Annotated in this window: 16 protein-coding genes and 1 tRNA gene; 13 read left to right on the top strand and 4 right to left on the bottom strand. The window is 70.5% G+C overall.

The features are described 5' to 3' along the window. Window positions 1–78: 78 nt before the first annotated feature. From CPH93_RS20855 to CPH93_RS20840, 4 genes are all read left to right on the top strand, one after another. Window positions 79–993, top strand: coding sequence for an amidohydrolase (locus CPH93_RS20855; RefSeq protein WP_096213704.1), 915 nt, complete (start codon window positions 79–81; stop codon window positions 991–993). After that, complete coding sequence (locus tag CPH93_RS20850; protein ID WP_093483569.1) at window positions 990–1547, top strand: cysteine dioxygenase; 558 nt, start codon at window positions 990–992, stop codon at window positions 1545–1547. Before CPH93_RS20855 ends, CPH93_RS20850 begins: the two co-directional genes overlap by 4 nt. A gap of 146 nt (window positions 1548–1693) precedes the next feature. Then, complete coding sequence (locus CPH93_RS20845) at window positions 1694–3109, top strand: purine-cytosine permease family protein (protein ID WP_096213703.1); 1416 nt, start codon at window positions 1694–1696, stop codon at window positions 3107–3109. A gap of 41 nt (window positions 3110–3150) precedes the next feature. Then, window positions 3151–3564, top strand: coding sequence for a hypothetical protein (locus tag CPH93_RS20840; protein ID WP_096213702.1), 414 nt, complete (start codon window positions 3151–3153; stop codon window positions 3562–3564). A gap of 406 nt (window positions 3565–3970) precedes the next feature. Here the strand turns inward: CPH93_RS20840 and CPH93_RS20835 are convergent, their stop codons facing one another. Next, a complete protein-coding gene (locus CPH93_RS20835) occupies window positions 3971–5359 on the bottom strand; it encodes a cystathionine beta-synthase (protein WP_093488761.1) in 1389 nt (462 codons plus the stop codon). A 197-nt stretch (window positions 5360–5556) separates the two neighbouring features. On the opposite strand from CPH93_RS20835, the gene CPH93_RS20830 reads away from it, so the two are divergent. The 3 genes from CPH93_RS20830 to CPH93_RS20820 all read left to right on the top strand — a co-directional run bounded on the left by CPH93_RS20830 (window position 5557) and on the right by CPH93_RS20820 (window position 9587). After that, the gene (locus tag CPH93_RS20830) at window positions 5557–6570 is read left to right on the top strand and encodes an SGNH/GDSL hydrolase family protein (RefSeq protein WP_096213701.1); all 1014 of its coding nucleotides are present in this window, start codon (window positions 5557–5559) and stop codon (window positions 6568–6570) included. A gap of 251 nt (window positions 6571–6821) precedes the next feature. Beyond that, the gene (locus CPH93_RS20825; RefSeq protein ID WP_096213700.1) at window positions 6822–8042 is read left to right on the top strand and encodes an acetyl-CoA C-acetyltransferase; all 1221 of its coding nucleotides are present in this window, start codon (window positions 6822–6824) and stop codon (window positions 8040–8042) included. A gap of 606 nt (window positions 8043–8648) precedes the next feature. Beyond that, window positions 8649–9587, top strand: a complete 939-nt coding sequence (locus CPH93_RS20820) for a hypothetical protein (RefSeq protein ID WP_093483575.1) — start codon at window positions 8649–8651, stop codon at window positions 9585–9587. Window positions 9588–9606: 19 nt separating this feature from the next. On the opposite strand, the gene CPH93_RS20815 is transcribed toward CPH93_RS20820, so the two are convergent. Further along, window positions 9607–9966 carry a hypothetical protein gene (locus CPH93_RS20815; RefSeq protein ID WP_093483576.1) on the bottom strand — a complete coding sequence of 120 codons (360 nt, stop codon included), beginning with the start codon at window positions 9964–9966 and terminating at the stop codon, window positions 9607–9609. Between the two features lie 98 nt (window positions 9967–10064). Between CPH93_RS20815 and CPH93_RS20810 the strand changes: the two genes are divergently transcribed. Continuing rightward, window positions 10065–10292, top strand: a complete 228-nt coding sequence (locus CPH93_RS20810) for a DUF4287 domain-containing protein (RefSeq protein WP_006605171.1) — start codon at window positions 10065–10067, stop codon at window positions 10290–10292. A gap of 117 nt (window positions 10293–10409) precedes the next feature. Here CPH93_RS20810 and CPH93_RS20805 read toward each other — a convergent pair whose 3' ends face one another. Beyond that, window positions 10410–11297, bottom strand: a complete 888-nt coding sequence (locus CPH93_RS20805; RefSeq protein WP_093483577.1) for a Bax inhibitor-1/YccA family protein — start codon at window positions 11295–11297, stop codon at window positions 10410–10412. Window positions 11298–11940: 643 nt separating this feature from the next. Here CPH93_RS20805 and CPH93_RS20800 point away from each other — a divergent pair. The 3 genes from CPH93_RS20800 (at window position 11941) to CPH93_RS20790 (ending at window position 16892) form a co-directional block, all read left to right on the top strand. Then, a complete protein-coding gene (locus CPH93_RS20800; protein WP_096213699.1) occupies window positions 11941–14793 on the top strand; it encodes a bifunctional glycosyltransferase/CDP-glycerol:glycerophosphate glycerophosphotransferase in 2853 nt (950 codons plus the stop codon). Continuing rightward, a complete protein-coding gene (locus tag CPH93_RS20795) occupies window positions 14793–15962 on the top strand; it encodes a glycosyltransferase (RefSeq protein WP_096213698.1) in 1170 nt (389 codons plus the stop codon). Before CPH93_RS20800 ends, CPH93_RS20795 begins: the two co-directional genes overlap by 1 nt. A 207-nt stretch (window positions 15963–16169) precedes the next feature. Beyond that, a complete protein-coding gene (locus CPH93_RS20790; RefSeq protein ID WP_093483580.1) occupies window positions 16170–16892 on the top strand; it encodes a class I SAM-dependent methyltransferase in 723 nt (240 codons plus the stop codon). A gap of 876 nt (window positions 16893–17768) precedes the next feature. Here the strand turns inward: CPH93_RS20790 and CPH93_RS20780 are convergent. Further along, window positions 17769–17853 (bottom strand) — tRNA-Leu (locus CPH93_RS20780). Window positions 17854–18325: 472 nt separating this feature from the next. On the opposite strand from CPH93_RS20780, the gene CPH93_RS20775 reads away from it, so the two are divergent. Both CPH93_RS20775 and CPH93_RS20770 read left to right on the top strand, forming a co-directional pair. Beyond that, a complete protein-coding gene (locus tag CPH93_RS20775) occupies window positions 18326–19108 on the top strand; it encodes an ABC transporter ATP-binding protein (RefSeq protein ID WP_096213696.1) in 783 nt (260 codons plus the stop codon). Between the two features lie 49 nt (window positions 19109–19157). Further along, window positions 19158–21692, top strand: coding sequence for an ABC transporter permease (locus CPH93_RS20770; RefSeq protein ID WP_096213695.1), 2535 nt, complete (start codon window positions 19158–19160; stop codon window positions 21690–21692). Window positions 21693–21696 lie beyond the last annotated feature (4 nt).

Below are 21696 nucleotides of genomic sequence, written 5' to 3'. Positions count from 1 at the left end.
CTCGGGCTGCACGCGCCCGGGACGACGGGGCCGCGCCCCGGGTGCCGTCGCACCATCGCCCGCAGCCGAGGGAGGCCCGTGCCCACCGACGTCCACCAGCACCTCTGGCCGCCCGAGTTCCTCGCGCTGCTGCGGGCGCGCAGTGCGCCGCCGCGGCTCGACGGCTGGACGCTCCACCTCCCCGGCGAACCGCCGTACCCCGTCGACCCCGCCGACCACGACATCGCGGCCCGCGCCCGGCTCGCCCGCGCCGACGGCCTGGATCTGGCCCTGGTCTCGCTCTCCAGCCCGCTCGGCATCGAAGACCTGCCGCCCGCGGAGGCCGCACCGCTGCTCACCGCGTTCCACGACGGCGCACTGGACCTGCCGGAACCCTTCGGCGTCTGGGCCTCGGTCTGCCTCTCCGCCCCCGAACCGGACCCCGAGGCGGTGCGGCACGAGCTGGCGCGCGGCTGTGCGGGGCTGCAACTCCCGGCCACCGCCCTGCTCGACGCCGCGGGCTGGGCCCGCTGCGCGCCGCTGCTGGATGCCGTCGCCGAGCTGGACAAGCCGCTGTTCGTCCACCCCGGCGCGGCGCCGGGCACCCCGGACGCACCCGCCTGGTGGCCCGCCCTGGTCCCGTACGTCCAGCAGCTGCACGCCGCCTGGTTCGCCTTCCGCGCCTTCGGCCGGCCGCGCCACCCGGACCTGCGGGTGTGCTTCGCGGCGCTGGCCGGCCTGGCACCGCTGCACGGGGAGCGGCTGGTCGCCCGCGGCGGCGGACGGGAGCGCGGACGGGTCGACTGCAATGCCTTCTACGAGACGTCCTCGTACGGGACCCGTGCGGTGGACGCCCTCGTCCGGGCCGCCGGTATCGATGTCGTCGTCAGCGGCAGCGACCGCCCCTACGCCGCCCCCGTACTCCCCGACCTCGGTGCGCAGGCCGCGATCCACGCCCTGCGCACCGCCAACCCGGCCCGCCTTCTGGGCCCGACGAAAGGAGCCCGCCGATGACGTACCGCACCTCCCAGGCCGAAGCCGCCCGTGAGGTCCCAGACGGCGAGCAGCCGTTCACCGCACTGCCCGAGCGCAACCTCGACCGGCGCGAGCTGCGGGCCCTGGTCGAGGAGCTCGCCGCCCGCCCGGACCTGTGGCGCGAGCAGGTCGCCTTCTCCGACACCGAGCGCCACTACGCCTCCCTGCACCGCGATGAGTTCGTCGATGTCTGGCTGCTGTGCTGGACCCGGCAGAACGACACCGGCTGGCACGACCACGACCTGTCCTCGGGGGCGGTGCGCGTCGTCCAGGGCGTGCTGACCGAGTCCAATCCCCGGATCGGCGGCGAGCACTTGGCCACCACCGTCGGCGCGGGCGCCTCGTTCTGCTTCGGCCCCGACCACATCCACCGCCTCACCGGCGCGACCGACGACGCGGTGTCCGTGCACGCCTATTCGCCGCCGCTGTGGCGCCTGGGCCAGTACGACATCACCGACGACGGGCTGATGCGGCGGATCTCGGTCTCGTACGCGGACGAGCTGCGGCCGACGGACGGGGCGAGCGCGGCCTGACGGGCGACCGCGGCCTGACGGGCCGTCCGGTCCGCCGAGGGCCGGTCACCAGGCCAACGGAAAGCCTCCCGCCTATTGACCTTCCATTCACCGCCGTTGATCCTGCATGAATCCATACAGGATCAACGGCGACGTGAGGCGGATCCATGGCAGGTGTGGTCGAACAGCGCTCCATCGACGTCGTCCCGGACGACGAACGGCACGGCCGCGCGGTCAGCCAGTTCACGCTCTGGCTGGGCGCCAACCTCCAGATCACCGCCGTCGTCACCGGGGCGCTGGCCGTCGTCTTCGGCGCGAACGCCTTCTGGTCACTGATCGGGCTGCTGCTCGGCAACCTCCTGGGCGGCGCGGTGATGGCGCTGCACTCCGCCCAGGGACCGCGGCTCGGGCTGCCGCAGATGATCACCTCCCGGGCGCAGTTCGGGGTGCGCGGCGCGGTGGTCCCGCTGGCGCTGGTCATCGTGATGTACATCGGGTTCTTCGCCAGCGGCAGCGTGCTGGCCGGGCAGGCGGTCGGCGAGCTGACGCACCTCGGCGAGACGCCCGGGATCGTGCTGTTCGCCGCGGTCACCGCCGTCGCCGCGGCCGTCGGCTACCGCCTCGTCCACGCCCTCGGCAGAATCGCCGGCCTGGTCTGCGCGCTGACCTTCGTCTACCTCGGCATCCGGCTCGTACAGCGCGCCGACCTCGGTGCGCTGCTCGCCGACCACCGTTTCGGGCTGCCGCTCTTCCTGCTCGCCGTCTCGCTCTCGGCCTCCTGGCAGCTGGCGTTCGGCCCGTACGTCGCCGACTACTCGCGCTATCTGCCGCGGCACACCTCGGCGCGCGCCACCTTCTGGTGGACGCTGTCCGGCTCGGTGCTCGGCTCGCAGTGGTCGATGACTTTCGGCGCGCTGGCGGCCGCCGCGGCGCCCACCGCGTTCGTGGGGCACGAGGTCGGTTACGTCGTCGGCCTGGGCGGCGCGGGACTGGCCGCCTCGTTCCTCTACTTCGTCATCGCCCTCGGCAAGCTCACCATCAACGTCCTCAACACCTATGGCGGTTTCATGTCGCTGGTCACCGGCGTCAGCGGCTTCCGCGGACAGCACACCCTCTCCCCGCGCGGCCGCGCCGCCTACATCGCCGGGATCATGGTGGCCGGCACCGCCGTCGCCCTCCTGGGCAAGGACTCCTTCCTGACGTCCTTCAAGGACTTCCTGCTCTTCCTGCTGACCTTCTTCACGCCCTGGTCGGCGATCAACCTGGTCGACTACTACCTGATCTCCAAGGAGCGCTACGACATCCCGGCGCTCAGCGACCCCGGCGGCCGCTACGGCGCCTGGAACCTCCGTGCGCTGGCCGTCTACGCCCTCGGCGTGCTGGTCCAACTCCCGTTCCTGGCCACCCACTTCTTCACCGGCCCGCTGGTGGCGCGGCTGGGCGGCGCCGATGTCTCCTGGCTCGTCGGGCTCGCCGTGCCGGCCGCCGCCTACTGGGCGGCGGCCCGCCGCGACACCGCGCGTCTCCCGGAACCGGACGAGGCGCAGTCGGGCGTCCGCTCCCCCGCCGGAACCGGGGGATAGCCCTACCGCGCCGCCCGCCCGGCCTGCGTACGCTCGGCGCCATGGCGACACACGACCCCGATCTGCGCAGAGATCTCGACGCGACCCTCCAGACCCGCAAGGAGCTGGGACCGGAGTACGAGTCGGAGCTGCTGGAGTCCTTCCTGGAGAAGGTCGACCAGAACGTCGACCGGCGGGTGCGCCGGCACCTCGCCGAGCAGCAGGTCCAGGTCGCGCGCGGCATCCGGCCGCAGCCCCGGGACAGCGAGATCCACCCCTTCTGGCAGCGCTTCGGGGTCGCCGCGCTCTCGCTGGTGCTGGCCATCCCGCTGTCCGCGATCGCGGCGGGTACGTCCGGGCTGCCGGGCCTGCTGGTGTGCTGGGCGGGGATCGTCGGCGTCAACGCGGCGCACGGCGCGGGCCTGCGGAATGCGCTGCGCCTGCGGGCGGCGGGCCGCGACGGCGCGGCGGACTGACGCGGCGGCAGAAGCCGGGCGGAAAAGGCTGTTGCGGGGACCGCCGCACCCCGGCCTGAGCCGGGGGCGGGACGACGGCGGTCCCCGCAAGGGACGCGCACCGGGTCAGGGCCGGTCGTCGCATCCGGCGGCGAGCTGGAGGTCCGGGAGCCGCTCCGGAGGCCCGTGTCGCCGTGCACACCAATGTGCCGGACCAGTGTTAAGCGCGTGCTGCGTGCACATGACGCATACGTACACCTTGCGGTGACCGCCCGTTTCCTGACGGCAACTTGACGCCTTGACGGCTGCCGAAGCGGACTGCTTGCGGCGGCGGCCCACACCGCGAACGGCCGGGCGCCGCACGGCGAACGGCCCGGCACCCTGCAAAGAGGGGCACCGGGCCGCCGACCGCTACCGGAAGACGCTGCTACTTGCCGGCCTCGCGCGCCAGATAGGCCAGCAGGTCCTGCCGGCTCACCACGCCCTTCGGCTTGCCCTCGACGAGGACGATCGCCGCGTCCGCGTTCTCCAGCACCGCCATCAGATCGGCGACCGGCTCGCCGGAGCCGACCTGCGGCAGCGGCGGGCACATGTGCTTCTCCAGCGGGTCGGTCAGCGAGGCGCGCTGGGTGAACAGCGCATCGAGCAGCTCGCGCTCGACGACCGAGCCGATGACCTCGGCGGCCATCACATCGGGGTGCCCGGCGCCGGGCTTGACGATCGGCATCTGCGAGACGCCGTACTCGCGCAGCACCTCGATCGCCTCGCCGACGGTCTCCTCCGGGTGCATGTGCACCAGCGAGGGCAGCGCGCCCTCCTTGTGCTGGAGCACCTCGCCGACCCGCGCCGCGGGGCCGCCCTCCTCCAGGAAGCCGTAGTCGGCCATCCACTCATCGTTGAAGATCTTGGAGAGGTAGCCACGGCCGCTGTCGGGCAGCAGCACGACCACCACGTCGTCGGGGCCGAGCTTCGCGGCGACCTCCAGCGCACCCACCACGGCCATCCCGCAGGAGCCGCCGACCAGCAGGCCCTCCTCCTTGGCGAGCCGCCGGGTCATCTGGAAGGCGTCCTTGTCCGAGACCGCCACGATCTCGTCCGCGACGGTGCGGTCGTAGGCGGTCGGCCAGAAGTCCTCACCGACGCCCTCGATCAGATACGGACGCCCGGAGCCGCCGCTGTAGACCGAGCCCTCGGGGTCGGCGCCGATGACCTTGACCTTGCCGTCGCTGGCGTCCTTCAGATAGCGGCCGGTGCCGCTGATCGTGCCGCCGGTGCCGACACCCGCCACGAAGTGCGTGATCCGCCCTCCGGTCTGCGCCCACAGCTCGGGACCGGTCGTCTCGTAGTGGGAGCGCGGATTGTTCGGGTTGCTGTACTGGTCCGGCTTCCAGGCCCCGGGCGTCTCACGGACCAGGCGGTCCGAGACGTTGTAGTACGAGTCCGGGTGCTCGGGGTCCACGGCGGTCGGGCACACCACCACCTCGGCGCCGTACGCCCGCAGCACATTGATCTTGTCCGTGGACACCTTGTCCGGGCAGACGAAGATGCACTTGTAACCCTTTTGCTGGGCGACGATCGCCAGGCCCACACCGGTGTTGCCGGATGTCGGCTCGACGATGGTGCCGCCGGGCTGTAGCTCACCCGACTGCTCGGCGGCCTCGATCATCCGCACGGCGATCCGGTCCTTGACCGATCCGCCGGGGTTGAAGTACTCGACCTTCGCCAGGACGGTGGCCTGGATACCTCGAGTGACGTTGTTGAGCCGCACCAGCGGGGTGTTGCCGACTAGCTCAATCATCGAATCGTAAAACTGCACGGTGGTCTCCGCGGTCGGGGGCACGCTCTCCTGCGCCCGTGCAGCCAGCCTATTGCCCGGGTCCGTTAGAGGAAGGAAGAGTTGCGTTCCGTGCAGGAACGGGCAACACCCTGTTGTAGGAGTTCTTGCCGATTCAAGAGCGCGTCCGGCCCCCGGGGCCGTGGCGCGCCCGCACTGCGCGGGGAGGTGCCCGGCCCATGCCGATGACGATGTCCAGGGCGAGAGTGGCACGGCGGATCGCCACCGCGGCCGCGTTCGGCGGCGGCGGGGTCGGGCTGCTCGGCGTCGCCGCGGTCGGCGTGCTGCTGACCGAGGTCCGGCTGGCCCGCCGTACGGTCGGCGGCTCCAGCGACATCCCGCCGTGCGCCGACGGCCGCTACGGCGCCGCCTTCGGCCACCGCACCGACCGCCCGCCACTGCGGCTGGGCTTCCTCGGCGACTCCACCGCCGCCGGCCAGGGGGTGCACCGCCCGTCCCAGACCCCGGGCGCACTGCTCGCCTCCGGGCTGGCCGCGCTCTCCGAGCTGCCCGTGGATTTCCGCAATGTGGCGCTGCCCGGGGCGCAGTCCGACGACCTGGCGCGCCAGGTGGAGCTGATGCTGGCGGACAGCGCCACCACCCCGGACGTCTGCGTCATCATGATCGGCGCCAATGACGTCACCCACCGGATGGCGCCCGCTCAGTCCGTACGCCATCTCGCCGAGGCGGTGCGCCGGCTGCGCGCGGCAGGCTGCGAGGTGATCGTCGGCACCTGCCCGGATCTGGGCACCATCGAGCCGGTCTATCAGCCGCTGCGCTGGGTGGCCCGGCGGCTGTCGCGGCAGCTCGCCGCCGCCCAGACGATCGGCGTGATCGAGAGCGGCGGCCGGACGGTCTCGCTCGGCGATCTGCTGGGGCCGGAGTTCGAGGCGCGTCCCCGGGAGCTGTTCGGGCCGGACAACTACCACCCGTCGGCCGAGGGCTATGCCACCGCCGCGATGGCCGTGCTGCCGACGCTGTGCGCCTCACTGGGCCTGTGGCCGGAGGGGGAGCGGCCGGAGCCCGCCCGTGGCGAGGGCCTGCTGCCGGTCGAGCAGGCGGCCGCCGAGGCGGCTTCCGAGGGCGGTACGGAGGTCACCGCCTCCCGCGCACCCTGGGCGCTGCTCAAGCACCGCAGGCGCCGCCAGCTGCCGGAGCCGGAGCCGACGGATCCGTCGTCGGTCACGGGCTGACGCCGCGGCAGAGGGACGGCGCGGTGCCCGGGGCGGGCCGTACGGGAATACCCGGCGGCCCCGCCCCGTTTGCATAAGCGCTCGCTTAGAAAAGAGGCCCTCATCACAGGGCGCACCCCGTGACCTCAGCAGTACGTGCAGGTAACTTCCCACTCAGTCCTGCCCGTCCGCGTCCGACCGCCACGCCGCCCGACCACCCCACCGCAACGAGGCGCCCCGCGCCGCTCGTTCTTACGCCCTCTGGAGCCGTGATGCCCGAAGCCGTGATCGTCTCAGCCGCCCGCTCCCCGATCGGCCGCGCCTTCAAGGGCTCGCTCAAGGATGTGCGCCCGGACGATCTGACCGCGCAGATCATCGAGACCGCCCTGGCCAAGGTCCCCGAGCTGGACCCGAAGGACATCGACGACCTGATGCTCGGCTGCGGTCTGCCCGGCGGCGAGCAGGGCCACAACCTCGGCCGCATCGTGGCCGTCCAGATGGGGATGGACCACCTCCCGGGCTGCACCATCACCCGTTACTGTTCCTCCTCGCTCCAGACGACCCGCATGGCGCTGCACGCCATCAAGGCGGGCGAGGGCGACGTCTTCATCTCGGCCGGCGTCGAGACCGTCTCGCGCAGCGTCAAGGGCAGCTCCGACGGCCTGCCGGACACCCACAACCCGCTCTTCGCCGACGCCGAGGCCCGTACCGCGGCGCGCGCCGAGGAGGAGGGCGCGGGCTGGCACGACCCGCGCGAGGACGGCCTGCTCCCGGACGCGTACATCTCGATGGGCCAGACCGCGGAGAACCTCGCCCGCCTCAAGGGCATCACCCGCCAGGACATGGACGAGTTCGGCGTCCGGTCCCAGAACCTCGCCGAGAAGGCGATCAACGACGGGTTCTGGGAGCGCGAGATCACCCCGGTCACGCTGCCCGACGGCACGGTCGTCGCCAAGGACGACGGCCCGCGCGCCGGCGTCACCGTCGACGGCGTCGCCGGCCTCAAGCCGGTCTTCCGCCCCGACGGCCTGGTGACCGCCGGCAACTGCTGCCCGCTGAACGACGGCGCCGCGGCGCTGGTCATCATGTCCGACACCAAGGCGCGCGAGCTGGGCCTGACCCCGCTGGCCCGGATCGTCTCCACCGGCGTCTCCGGCCTCTCCCCCGAGATCATGGGCTACGGCCCGGTCGAGGCCAGCAAGCAGGCGCTGCGGCGGGCCGGCCTCTCGGTCTCCGACATCGACCTGGTCGAGATCAACGAGGCGTTCGCCGCCCAGGTCATCCCGTCCTACCGGGACTTGGGCATCGACCTGGACCGGCTGAACGTCAACGGCGGCGCGATCGCCGTCGGCCACCCCTTCGGCATGACCGGCGCCCGCATCACCACCACCCTGATCAACTCCCTCCAGTGGCACGACAAGCAGTTCGGCCTGGAGACGATGTGCGTGGGCGGCGGCCAGGGCATGGCGATGGTCATCGAGCGGCTGAGCTGAACTGGAGCGGAGGGTGGAGGTCGGGTGCGAGGAACGAGTGCCCGGCATCCGCCCGCAGCGGAGGCGAAGCTCAGCGCGACCACGGGCACGCGCGGCTGAGCCGAGTCGTAGCGGAGGGTGGGGGGCCGGGCGCTCGTTCCTCGCACCCGGCCCCCCACCCCGGACCACCCCCGCCCGCCGACAAAACGGACCAACTCCCGCCCGGCGCACACCCTTCGCTGTCATGCGCATACGGGCGGCGACACGGCGTGACCTGGGCCACTCGTTAACTAGATCGCGACCCAATCTCCCCCAGGATTGTGACCAACGCCCCCAGGGGGAGGCGTTCTTGCAGATCAGCATGGGTGCGCTCGAACATATACGGCCCTCACCCCACTCCATTTCGGGACAAAGTTCACCCGGAGCGGTCGCCGACCACCGGCAGCCTGATGTAGGAAGTCGGAGAACATTCTGCTAACGGGAGTACGCCGGTGAGTGAGCCGCTACCAGGAGTGACCCCGTGAGCGAGCGCATCAAGGGGGTCACCGCGGCCGACGGCCGGGGCAAGTCCATGTACCGATGCGCGGCCCGAGGGAACAGGGCCGCCGAGCGAAGTGGGGAGGACGCATGAGCGTCACCACCCTCGTCCTGCTACTGGCCGCGGCCACCGCCGTGGCGCTGGGCGCCGTCGCCCTGCGCACCGCCCGTGCCCTGCACCGTCAGATCGCCGAGCTGCACGCAGAACTCGTCGCCGCCCGTCAGGACGTCGCCGCGCGCACCGAGGTGGCCCACCCGGCCGCCGCGGCCATCCCGGCCGCCCGGGCCGTCCCGGCCGCCGAGACCCCGCTCGCGGACATACGTGCCGCCGTCGCGGATGCGCTCGCCGAGGAGCGGGAGCGCGAACTGGCCGAGGCCCGGGCGTTCTGGGCCGCGCAGGAGGCCAGGGACGCCGCCGACGCCCCCTCCCTGCTCGGCGGTCTCGCCGGTCTCGGCGACGAGAGCCCGCTGGACGCCCGCGCCGACCAGCGCGAGCTGCCCGAGCGCCCGGAGTCCGACCGGTTCGACACCCACCCCTTCCTGCCCCGCCAGGCGGACTGGGCCGGCCTGGAGCCGCTGCTGGGGCCGGACGCCCTGGAGTCCGTCGAGGCACTGGACGCGCCCGAGTGGGAACCCGTCGAGGAGACCGAGTCCGCCGAACTGGCCGCCGCGCGCCGGCGCCATCCCTCGCACCCGGACTTCTCCCCGTCCCCGGTGATCAGTGATCACGAGCGCACGGTCGCACGCCTGGAGGAGCTGGCGCAGCTGGCCACCCCGCTCGCGGATGTGCGCCCCGGCCCGCTGGGCACCCTGGACGTCTATGTCTTCACCGACGGCACCACGCTCTGCCTGACCCCCGGGCAGCGCGAGACCGCGGAGCGGGTGGCCGGCGCGCTGCAGGCGGGGCACTGCCCGGTGCTGCTGGGCGGCTCCGGCATCTCCGGTGCGTACGCGCTGACCTTCTCCTGGGGCGAGAGCCGCGAGGAGAGCGTCTACATCCTCGCCGACCGCGTCATCGCCTCGCTCTGATCCGGCGCGGCGGCTCCCGCTAGCAGCGGTCCGCCGCCGCCCGTACCCATCGCACGGCCTCCGCCAGCTCCTCGGCGGGGGCCACTTTTGCGTCAGATTCGGCCGGTTCGTCGGCCACCCGGGCCGCCGCGGCCCGCAGCGCCTCGACCAGATCGTGTCCGGCCACCGCCAGCTGGTCGCCGGCCGCGAACATCCCGGCGTCCGGCATCTCGTACGGGGGCCGTCCCGGCTGCTCGATCAGCTGTGCACGGGTCGCCAACTGCCGTGCCAGGGCGAGTCCTTCGGCCGCGGCGCCGCGGCTCAGCGCGCTCTGCGGCAGCGACCTGAGGCGGTCGGCGAGGGCATCCACGGCGGTCTGCAAGGGGGTCACGTCAAGCACGTCGTGAGCCTATGCGCCACTCCCGGGTGGTTGCCAACGCCCGAACGCTCAGGCACGGTGGGCTGAAGTACCAGCATCGACCGCGTCCGGAGGCGCCGATGTCTCAGCTCTTCTCCGAAGAGACCCACCGGAACATGCTCTCCCGTATCCCGCACTGCACAGGCCGGGAAATCTCCGACTGGCTCCGTACCGTTGACGAAGGCCCCGCTCTCTTCCGCTTCGACGAAAAGGTCAGCTGGCTCCGCGGCGAGCACAATCTCGCCTACGGACATGCCAAGGCAATCGTTCATGAACACGATCTCAGGCGTGCTGCGCGGAAGTTCTGACCGCCGATGAAGGGCTTATGGCCCCTCCGGCCCAGGACACGCGACATCCCTCATGCCAAGGGCCCGCAGGCAACAGCCTGCGGGCCCTTCGGCGTGGCGCTCCGGGCGCCGGGCGGGTCAGTCGCCCCGGAGGATGGAGATCAGCCGGAGCATCTCCATGTAGATCCACACCAGCGTCAGCGTCAGACCGAACGCCGCCAGCCAGGACTCCTCGCGCGGCGCGCCGTAGTTGACGCCGTCCTCGACCTGCTTGAAGTCCAGCGCCAGGAACAGCGCGCCGAGGACCACGCCCACGATGCCGAAGACGATGCCCAGGCCGCCGCTGCGGAAGCCGAGGCCGTCACCGCCGCCGAACACCATGAACAGCACGTTGACCAGCGACAGCAGGACGAAGCCCATCGCGGCGATCATCACGAAGCGGGTGAAGCGGGCGGTGACCCGTACGATCCGCGTCTTGTAGGCGACCAGCATGGCGACGAACACCGCCATCGTGCCCAGCACCGCCTGCATGGGGGCGCCGTTCATCTTCGGCAGGTCGTTGATGAAGCCGCTGAGCGCGCCGAGGAAGAGCCCCTCCAGCGCCGCGTACGACAGGATCAGCGCGGGCGAGGGCTTGCGCTTGAAGGACTGGACGAACGCCAGCACCATCGCGACCAGGCCGGCGCCGACCGCGAAGCCGAGGCTCCCGGTCAGGAAGAGCCAGCCGACGGTGGCGCCGGCGATGACCGTGCCGAGCGTCATGGCGGTCCGCGCGACGACGTCGTCCATCGTCATCGGGCGGGTCTGCGGCGTGTACTGCGGCGGTGCGTGGGTGACGTGCTGCTGGCCCTGGGCGTACGGGTTCGTCGCGTCCGCCGCGTAGGGGTTGCCGCCCTGTGCGTACGGGTTCGCGCCGGCGTACGGCGGTGCGGCGGGGCCCCCGGCCTGCGGCGGTGCGTTGAAGCCCGCGTAGCCGGTGTCGCGGCTGAACCCCCGTCGCGAGAAGACCGGGTTGCTGCTCCTCATCTCACTCCTCCATGGCCGCCCTGCGCGGCCTTGACGGCAAGCGTAATGGCTTGGCAAAGGCGCGTCGCTCGTTCTTGAGCAGGATCTTCCCTGATCGCGGGACGGCGCATCCACCATGAGGAGGACGTCCGGGAGGCCTCAGAGGTGCCCGCGGCAGGGTCCGGACCGCGTCGCGCCGCCGGTCCGCCGTCCTGCTGACACAGCGTCACGCCACCCTGTCCGGTATTCCCGAGTATTTCGCTCCCTTACCGCCTTCTTGCCGCGCTCTTGTCCTCGTCTGTTGTCCTCGTCCGTGGTCAACGGGTGATGCCGCCGCACTCGAACTGGGATTTTCCTTCTGCTCCGCGCGGGGCTCCTTCCCGCCGTCCGACGAACGGAATCCGATAAATGTCTGATCGCAACGGACGTCACATGACACGGCAGGCAACCGATTCGCGGGAGGGGTCGTCTTCCCTCCCGTCCGGAGCCTGCCCTGGTGGGTGGATCCGCAGGGCTGACGCATGGTCAGGATCCGCGCCCCGGAGTGCCCCTTCTCGACGCCCCCCGTGGCTCACCGTACGTAGTGCCATGGGCGCGATCGGTTGTAATCCGAGGGTACAGACAGGGCTATTCTGGCGGGAAACAGCAGCGAAAGAGGGTTGAGATGCCTGTGCCTGACGTCTCAGTAGTCGTCATCGTCTACAACGACGCCGACCGGTTGCCGACCGCGATCCAGTCCGTGCTGGATCAAACGCTCCGGGACGTCGAGGTGGTGATCGTCGACGACTGCAGCACAGACCGCTCTTTCGAAGTGGCGCAGCGGTTCGCCGCCGCGCACCCCGGGCGGGTCAGGGCCATCCAGCTGCCGGAGAACAGTGGCGCGGTGGGCGAGCCGCGGAATGTCGGCATCGAGCACGCCCAGGGCCGGTACGTCATGTTCCTGGACAGCGATGACGTCCTGGAACTCAATGCGTGCCGCAATATGCTGGAGGCCGCCGAGAAATCCGGGTCGGATATCGTTTCCGGCCTGTGCGTCCGGCTGCACAAGGACACCCGCAATCAGAAGCGCGACGAGTGGTACGCCTGGCTGTACTCCACGACCCGCACCGTGGAGTCCGTCACGGAATTGCCGGACCTCTTTGTCTGGGACACCCTGTCCACCAATAAGTGCTATCGCCGGGAATTCCTTATCGAGAACAATCTCCGCTTTCCCAAGGGGATTTTCTACGAGGACCTGATCTTTATCGCCGCTGCGTATCTCTCGGCGCGTCGCATCACCCTGATCCCCAATCAGGTCTATTTCTGGCACGTATACCAGCGGGCCGCCGTGAAGTCCGTGTCGAACCGGCGCCACGAAATGACCAACTATGCGCACCGGCTGGAGATCCACCGGCGCATCGACGCATTGCTGGCTGAGCGCGGCCTGGACGACATAAAGCTCGCCAAGGACGTGAAATTCCTCAAGCACGATCTGGTGCTGTATCTGCGGGACCTGCCCTTCCGCGACGACGCCTATCGCCGGGAGTTCGCCGAGCTCTCCCGGGAATACCTCGCGAGCATCGCCCCCGAGGCGTACGAGCACGTCCAGCCGATCCAGGCCATCTGCGCCTACCTGCTCCAGAAGGGCGACTGGGACAACCTGATCCCGGCGGTCGACACACTCATCAACCGCTCCAAGGTCTCCTCCCCGCTCACCGAGCACGACGGCCGGATCTACTGGTGCGACGGCCATTTCGATGATGCGTTCGGGCGCGCGGTGCTGGACGTGACCGACGTCGGCTACCACGAGAAGCCGGTCAACCAGCTGTTCCTGCGCAATCAGCTCACCGGTTTCCGCTCCTCCGGCCGGTCCGTCGCCCTGACCGGGCAGATCACCAACCCGCTCGGCGTCATCCCGCCGGACGCCACGCTCAAGGGCGAGCTGGAGTTCAGCGCCCGTCGGCGCAGTCTGCAGTCCTTCCACTTCCCCGTGCGGGTGCTGCGCCACGACGGCGACACCGTCCACTGGGAGGCCGCCGCGGACCTCACCGCGAAGCTGCGCCCACTGGGCATCGTCGACACCATCTGGGACGTACGGCTGCGCCTGGACGTGAACGGGGTGCGCACCACCACCCGGCTCACCGTCGCCGACACCGAGCTGTCCGGCGGGCTGCCGGTGCGGCCGCGGCTGACGCGGATGGTCGCCGATCATCTTGAGCCGCATGCCTCGGCCAAGGGGCATCTGGCGTTCCGCCTGGTCAGCGAGGGACGTAACGCCGAGCGGGTGCAGGAGCTGATCACCCGCGGGGTGCAGGGCAAGCCGGGGACGCTGGCCAAGACCGGGTACCGCAAGGCGAAGGCGCTGCGGCAGAAGGTCGTCTCCGGCGACAACAAGCTGCGCGCCTATCACGAGGTGTTCAGCCGGCTGCCGGTCAAGAAGCGCACGGTGGTCTTCGAGAGCCACCTGGGCAAGCAGTACAGCGACAGCCCGCGCGCCCTCTACGAGGAGATGCGCCGGCAGGGCCTGGACTTCGAGGCGATCTGGTCCTACGCCGGGTCCCCGGAGGGCTTCCCGAAGGACGCCACCCTGGTCAAGCGCTGGTCCCTGCCCTACCTCAAGGCGCTGGCGCAGGCCGAGTTCTGGGTCGACAACCAGAGCTACCCGCTCAAGCTCACCAAGCGCCCGGAGACCACCTACCTCCAGACCTGGCACGGCTCGGCGCTGAAGAACATGGGCTTCGACATGCCGTCGCTGAAGGCGCAGACCCGGGAGCAGCAGGCCGAGCAGCAGCGTTCGCTGGACCGCTTCGACCGCTTCCTGATCCGCTCCGAGCACGATGTGCACACCCTGGCCAAGGCCTTCCGGCTCAAGGAGAAGACGCTGCTGCGGGTGGGCTACCCGCGCAATGACGCACTGGTCCGCGCCCGGCAGCGGGAAACGGAGCTGGGGCGGCGTGAACGCGGGCCGCTGGCCGCGGAGTTGGGCATTCCCGAGGACCGCACCGTACTGCTTTACGCGCCGACGTTCCGCAAGGCGGGCGGCCGGCACGGGCGCTTCGAATTGCCCTTTGACGTCGAGCGTTTCGCCGACCAGTTCGGCGACCGCTATGTCCTCCTGGTGCGCTCGCACTACCTCAATCACGTGGTGCTGCCGCCGACCGTCGCGGGCCGGGTCATCGATGTCTCGGCGCGCCATGACGTGACGCCCCTGCTGGAGCTGGCCGACGGGCTCATCACGGACTATTCGTCGGTGATGTTCGACTACGCGCTGCTCGACCGGCCGCTGGTGTTCTTCACCTACGACTATGACGAGTACGTGCACGAGGGCCGCGGCACCTACTTCGATCTGCTGGAGCATGCGCCGGGCCCGGTGGTCCGCACCGAGGACGATTTCCACAAGGCGATCAAGTCGTTCGAGTCGCAGGCTCTGGACTATACGAAGAGCCGCCAGGAATTCATCGCCAAGTTCGGCGAATACGACCGGGGCGACGCCGCCAAGAGCATCGTCGATCAGTTCTTTGCGCAGTGGAGCCGTTGATGACCAAGTCGAACGCAGCCGAACCGCGGGACATCTTCTTCGTCTCCAACAGCGTCAATGAGATGGGCGGCGTGACCAGCTGGTCGCACCAGATGGCCCGCCTGTTCAGCGAGCGGGGCCACCGGGTGCACATCGTCGGTGTGGTGCCGCCCCCCGAGGGCCGGGTCCATGAGCTCGCCCCCGACGTGCCGTTCAAGACGACCACGCTCTACAAGGAGCACCCGCCCTCCGTCCGCCCCGTACGCGGCCTCAAGGACAAGCTCAACCTCGTCGAGCAGCGCCGCCGGGCCGCCCGCGAGGCCGGTATGCAGGAGCAGGCCGCCAAGATGAGCGCGCTGTTCCGGGCGGCGAAGCCGGGCGGGGTGGTGATCGTCACCCAGGTGTGGGCGATGGAGTGGGTCGCGCTGGCCGATACCGCCGGGCTGACGGTGATCGGAATGAGCCATGAATCCTTCGACACCTGCCGCAAGTCGTCCCGCTTCGCTCGGGTCAAGCGGTTTTACGAGGATGTCGACCGGATGCTGACGCTCACCCGCGAGGACGCCGACCGCTGGATCCGGCAGCGGATGGACAACGTCGGCTTCATGCCGAACCCGCTGCCGTTCTTCCCCGAGGTCCCCTCCGACCGCTCCCACAAGTGTGTGGTCAGCATTGGCCGGCTCCACGAGGAGAAGGGCGTGGACCTGCTGCTGGAGGCCTGGGCGAAGGTCTCGCCGCAGCACCCCGACTGGACGCTGCGGATCTACGGCTCCGGCGAAGAGGAAGAGGCCCTGCGCAAGCAGGCCGCTGAGCTGGGCATCACGGACACGGTCGACTGGATGGGCCGGACCGGCGATGTTCCCGGGGCGCTGCGGGAGAGCGCGGTGTTCGCGCTCAGCTCGCGCGGCGAGGGCTTCCCGCTGGCCCCCATGGAGGCGATGGCGACCGCCGTCCCGTGTGTGGCGTTCGATGTGGCGCCGGGTGTCCACGAGATCATTTCGGACGGTGTGGACGGACTGCTCGCGCCTCCGGGCAACATCACCGAATTCGCCCGCCACCTGGACACCCTGATGTCCGACAAGGACCTCCGGGACACGATGGGCGAGGCGGCGCGGACGAACATCCAGCGGTTCTCCACGGAGGAGATCGTTCCTCGCTGGGAGAGTCTGTTCGCGCTCATGGAGCGCTGAGCCGGGTCACTTCGGGTGTGAGAGAGGTCACTTCCGACTGCGGGTGACCTCTCTCACGCCATGGCCGCAACGGTGCTCCGGAGCCGTTGATTCCGGGCTTTCCGGGGGCCGAGCCGTGCGGGACCGCCGCGTCCGCCCCGGTCAGCGGCGCTGTCACGTCTCGGTCCAACCATTGGCCGGAATTGGTCAGACCCCTAGCGTGTGCGCATGGATCTGACGCAGACCACGCACCGGCCCAGTGCGCCCTGGCGCCCGTCCGCAGGATTGGCGTTCCTCCAGGAGGCGACCCGCACCCAACGCCTCACGGGAGCGATCGCCCCCAGCAGCCGGCGGCTGGCCACCCGGCTCGCGGTCCCCCTGCGGGAGCGGAAGCCCAGCAACCCTGCCGCGATATTGGAGGTCGGCGCCGGCACCGGCACGGTCACCCGCGCCCTGGCCCGGCTCGTCGGACCCGCGGACCAGCTGGACGTGGTCGAGGTCAACCCCAGTTTCGTCCGAATACTCACCGAATCCATGGAGACGGACCCGGATCTGTCCGGGGCCGCCCCGCAGATCCGGCTCGTGCCCGAGTCGATCACGGACATGCACCTCGCCCCGCACAGCTACGACGTGATCGTCTCCTGCCTGCCCTTCGCGAACTTCGAACCGGACGTGGTCGAGTCGATCTTCGAGCGCTACCTCTCCGCGCTCACCCCGGGCGGGCATCTGACCTACTTCCGCTACCTCGGCACCCAGGTCGCCCGCACCGTCTTCAGCCGTCGTACGGAGATCACCCGCCATCGGGCGGTCACCGCCGTCATGGAGGACTTCGAGCACCGCTACGGGGTCCACCGTTCGACGGTGTGGGGCAACCTCCCTCCCGCGCAGGTCCAGACCCTGCGCGCACCCGCCCCGCGGACGACCCCGCCCGCCCCGGTGGCCACCGCCTGACCCCACCCGCCCGGCTCTCGGCTCCCGGCTCCCGGCTCCCGGCTCCCGGCTCCCGGCTCCCGGCTCCCGGCTCCCGGCTCCCGGCTCCCGGCTCCCGGCTCAGGGTCTCCCTGAGGCGTCCTCCGGGGCGCACCCGGCATGTCCGCGCGCCCCCGCATACATTCCGTGCGCCGGGAATTCCGGAAGCGGGCCGGAATGCTTGCCGGCCGTCTCCTGAAGTGCGCGCGTCCGGAAGCCGACAAAGGCGACGGCGCACGCACCAAACACGTGCGCCCCAGAAGGCTGATCGGCATCACAGGATGGCCTCACAAGGCATTTGCCTTTGCCGTCCGCCACATGCCGCGGTCCGTACTGCCGAAAGGGCACGAAACCCGCGGCGCCCGGAAATAGCAGAAACCCGCGTGCGGGCCGCGGGGCCGGCCCGGGCCCCGCGGCCGTGCGCCGGCCATCGCGTCGGCCAGGCCCCCTCGGCACCGGCCGTCCCGCACCCGTCCGGCATCTCCTCGTACGGGCACGGGGCGGCCGGACGCGGTACGACGGCGGAGCCCCGCGCGAACTGCCCCGGCGGCCCCGACGTGCCGTCAACTCCGAGGACAGGGCGGCCGGAAGAACTTCTGACCGTCCCTCACGAGAGCGCCCTTGCCCTGCGCAGAAGGACGCTGCGGACGACGCCGGCGGCCGCGGCGCGGCAGCGAGCCGCGGAGAATCGTGGCGCCTCAGTCAACTGCCGTACGGCGCATCCGGTGTTCACGCGCCCGAAAGCGCGACCTCGCTTGCCGTTGCCCCGGATACCGGTCCGCTTCCCGTGGTCGAAGCGGGAAGACGCACAGCTAATTTGCGATTCAGTTGATGCTTCACCCAAAATCGCCTTTTGGGTGGTGCCCGGAGCCGGACTTGAACCGGCACGGCCCGTAGGCCAGCGAGGTTTAAGCTCGCCGTGTCTGCATTCCACCATCCGGGCCTGGGATCCCCCATGCCGCCTCAAAGAGGGCAGCACGAGCGTAGCCCGCAGCGCACCACACAGTTCGGCCGCTCTTCCCGAGGTTGTCTTATTTTATTGGCAACTGAGGGAGCATCAGTGCCCGGTACAGGCCTTCGGCACATGCCTGAAGCCCGCCTACGCGGGGAAGCCCCCCGACGCAATTTCATGCCTGAATTGACGGAAACTCGACGCCCCCTCGACGCCCCCTCACCGCGGCGGGCCCGCCCCTCCGGCTGCTGCGGGCGCAGCAGCCGCATCGGGGCCCCGTCTCCTCCCCAGGGATGACCGGTCGGACCGCGGCTACGCCCCAGGGGTGGTCCAGGACGGTCACAACGGTTGACGTCCCCGGGCCGATGCCTGATCCACGATGGAAATGTCCGCCTCCGCTTCGCGGCCCGCGCCCGCGCGGCCGCCCGAACCAGGCCCTTCCACCCGACAGGAGCTCGTTCCCGTGACCCCGACCCACTCCGGCGTAACCACCGCCCAGCGCGCCACCGCACTGGCTGCCCGCGCCACGGATCTCAGCAAGGTGTACGGCCAGGGCGAGACCCAGGTGGTCGCCCTGGACGCGGTCTCCGTCGACTTCCACCAGGCCCAGTTCACCGCGATCATGGGCCCCTCCGGGTCCGGCAAGTCGACGTTGATGCACTGCATGGCCGGGCTGGACGCGATATCCGGCGGCTCCGCGCGCATCGGCGACACCGAACTGACCGGGCTGAAGGACAAGAAGCTCACCCAGCTCAGGCGCGACAAGATCGGCTTCATCTTCCAGGCGTTCAATCTGCTGCCGACCCTGAACGCCCTGGAGAACATCACCCTGCCCATGGACATCGCGGGCCGTAAGCCGGACCGCGCCTGGCTGGACCGGGTCGTGGAGACCGTCGGCCTGTCCGGCCGCCTCAAGCACCGCCCCAGCCAGCTCTCCGGCGGCCAGCAACAGCGGGTCGCGGTCGCCCGGGCGCTCGCCTCCCGGCCCGAGATCATCTTCGCCGACGAGCCGACCGGAAACCTCGACTCGCGCTCCGGCGCCGAGGTCCTCGGCTTCCTGCGCAACTCGGTGCGGGAACTGGGCCAGACCGTGGTGATGGTGACCCACGACCCGGTCGCCGCCTCCTACGCGAACCGCGTCGTCTTCCTCGCCGACGGCCGGATCGTCGACGACATGCCCGATCCGACCGCCGACCTGGTGCTGGAGCGGATGAAGGGCTTCGACGCCAAGCGCCGCACGAGCTGATCAGCAGCCGTCACCTGACCTCCGGACCTCTCCTCCAGGACTGACCCCCATGTTCCGTACCGCCTTGCGCAACGTGCTTGCGCACAAGGCCCGGCTGCTGATGACCGTCCTCGCCGTAATGCTCGGCGTGGCCTTCGTCTCCGGCACCCTGGTCTTCACCTCGACCATCTCCGACGCGTACCAGGCCAGCTCGCAAAAGGGCTACGACAACGTCGACGTCGCCGTCCACCCGAAGTCCTCCGACAGCCCGCGCGGCGCCCCCGGCGCGGAGCCGAAGCTCGACCAGAAGCTGCTCGACAAGGCCGCCCACGTGCCCGGCGCCGCATCCGCCACCGGCACGGTCTCCGGCTTCACCGCCATCGCCGACAAGAAGGGCGAGCTGCTCGGCAGCGGCTTCGCGACCACGGGCGGCAACTACTTCCCCGGCAAGGACGGCAAGGACGCCCGCTACCCGATGCGCAGCGGTGCCGCCCCCAAGGGTCCGGACCAGTTCGCGCTGGACGCCCACACCGCGGACAAGGCCGGCTACAAGGTCGGCGACACCGTCCGGCTCTCCGTCGACGGGCCGGTCCGCGAGCAGAAGCTGACCGGCATCTTCACCACCGACGACGGGAGGGTCGCGGCCGGCGGCAGCCTCGCGCTGTTCGACACCCCGACCGCCCAGAAGCTCTTCGGCATGCCGGGCGGCTTCAGCGAGATCGACGTCAAGGCCGCGCCGGGCACCTCGCAGACCGCCCTGAAGTCCGCGGTCGACAAGGTCCTGCCCAAGGGCGCCGCCGAGGCCACCACCGGCAAGCAGCTCGCCGACGACCAGGCCAAGACGATCGCCAAGAGCATGGACGGCATGAAGACCGCCCTGCTCGTCTTCGCCGGCATCGCGCTCTTCGTCGGCGTGTTCATCATCGCCAACACCTTCACCATGCTGGTCGCCCAGCGCACCAAGGAGCTGGCGCTGCTGCGCGCGGTCGGCGCCAGCCGCCGCCAGGTCACCCGCTCGGTGCTGATCGAGGCGTTCGTCGTCGGCGCGATCGCCGCGGTCACCGGCCTGGCCGCCGGTATCGGGATCGGCGCCGGACTGCGGGAATTGATGAGCAGCACCGGTGCGACCGTCCCCGACGGCCCCCTGGTGATCTCGCCGTCCACCGTCCTGGCCTCGCTCCTCGTCGGCATCGTCGTCACCGTCCTGGCTGCCTGGCTGCCGGGCCGCCGCGCCGCCAGGATTCCGCCGGTCGCCGCGATGAACAGCGTGCACGCCACCGCCACCACCAAGTCGCTGGTGGTACGGAACACCATCGGTGCGCTGTTCGCGGGCGCCGGTGCCGCCGGGGTGATGGTCGCCACCGGCATGTCCGACGGCAAGACCATGATGAGCGCGGGCGCGGTCCTCCTGCTGATCGGTGTGTTCATCCTGACGCCGCTGCTGTCCCGGCCGCTGATCGCGCTGGCCGCGCCCGTCCTGCGGGCCTTCGGGATCTCCGGCGGCCTCGCCCGGCAGAACGCGGTGCGCAATCCGCGCCGTACGGCCGCCACGGCCTCCGCGCTGATGGTCGGGCTGACGCTGATCACCGGCCTGACGGTGATCGCGGGCAGCGTGCAGAAGAGCATCGACAAGATGGCCACCGACTCGCTCACGGCCGACTACGTCGTCTCCATGGCCGGCAACACCCCGCTCTCCCCGGACGTCGCGAAGAAGCTCGGCGGCCTGGACGAGGTCACCGCCGTCAGCCCGCTGCGCATGTCCCCGTCCCGGATCGACGGCACCCCCGAGTCGCTGACCGGCGTCAACGGCAAGGACTTCGGCAAGCTCACCCGGCTCGACTTCACCAAGGGCGCGCTCGGCGACCTGCACGGCGGCCGGGTGGTCGTGGACGATTCCACCGCCAAGGAGAAGGGCTGGCAGCCCGGTTCCCGCTTCCCGGTGACGTTCGAGGACGGCAAGAAGAGCACGCTGACCGTCTCGGGCGTCTACCAGGGCAACCAGATGATCAACGGCATCATCGTGGACACCGCCACCCTCGCCCCGCATCAGCAGCAGGTCACCGACCGGCAGGTGATGGTCAAGACGAAGGACGGCGCCACCGACGCCGCCAAGGAATCTCTGGTCAAGGGGCTCGGCAAGAACCCGGCGATCTCCGTCTCCGACAAGAAGGACATCTCCGAAGAGATCGCCAAGATGTTCAGCCTGATGCTGAACATGCTCTACGGGCTGCTGGCCATGGCCGTGATCGTCGCGGTGCTCGGTGTCATCAACACCCTGGCGATGTCGGTCTTCGAGCGCTCGCAGGAGATCGGCATGCTGCGCGCCATCGGCCTGGACCGCCGCGGCATCAAGCGCATGGTGCGCCTGGAGTCGCTGGTGATCTCCCTCTTCGGCGGCGTGCTCGGCATCGGCCTGGGCGTGTTCTTCGGCTGGGCGGCCGGTGAGCTGATCAGCGGCTCGCTGGCGACGTACGAACTGGTGCTGCCCTGGGGCCGGATGGGCATCTTCCTCGGGCTGGCCGCGGTCGTCGGCGTCCTCGCCGCGCTGTGGCCGGCGCGGCGGGCGGCCCGGCTCAACATGCTGGCCGCGATCAAGGCCGAGTAGCCGG

Origin of the sequence: Streptomyces sp. 2323.1, from assembly GCF_900221035.1 — a bacterium.
In the GTDB taxonomy this organism is placed as follows: Bacteria; Actinomycetota; Actinomycetes; order Streptomycetales; family Streptomycetaceae; genus Streptomyces; species Streptomyces sioyaensis.
Note: the sequence above shows the minus strand (reverse complement) of the source record. Positions and strands in the feature narration are given on the sequence as shown.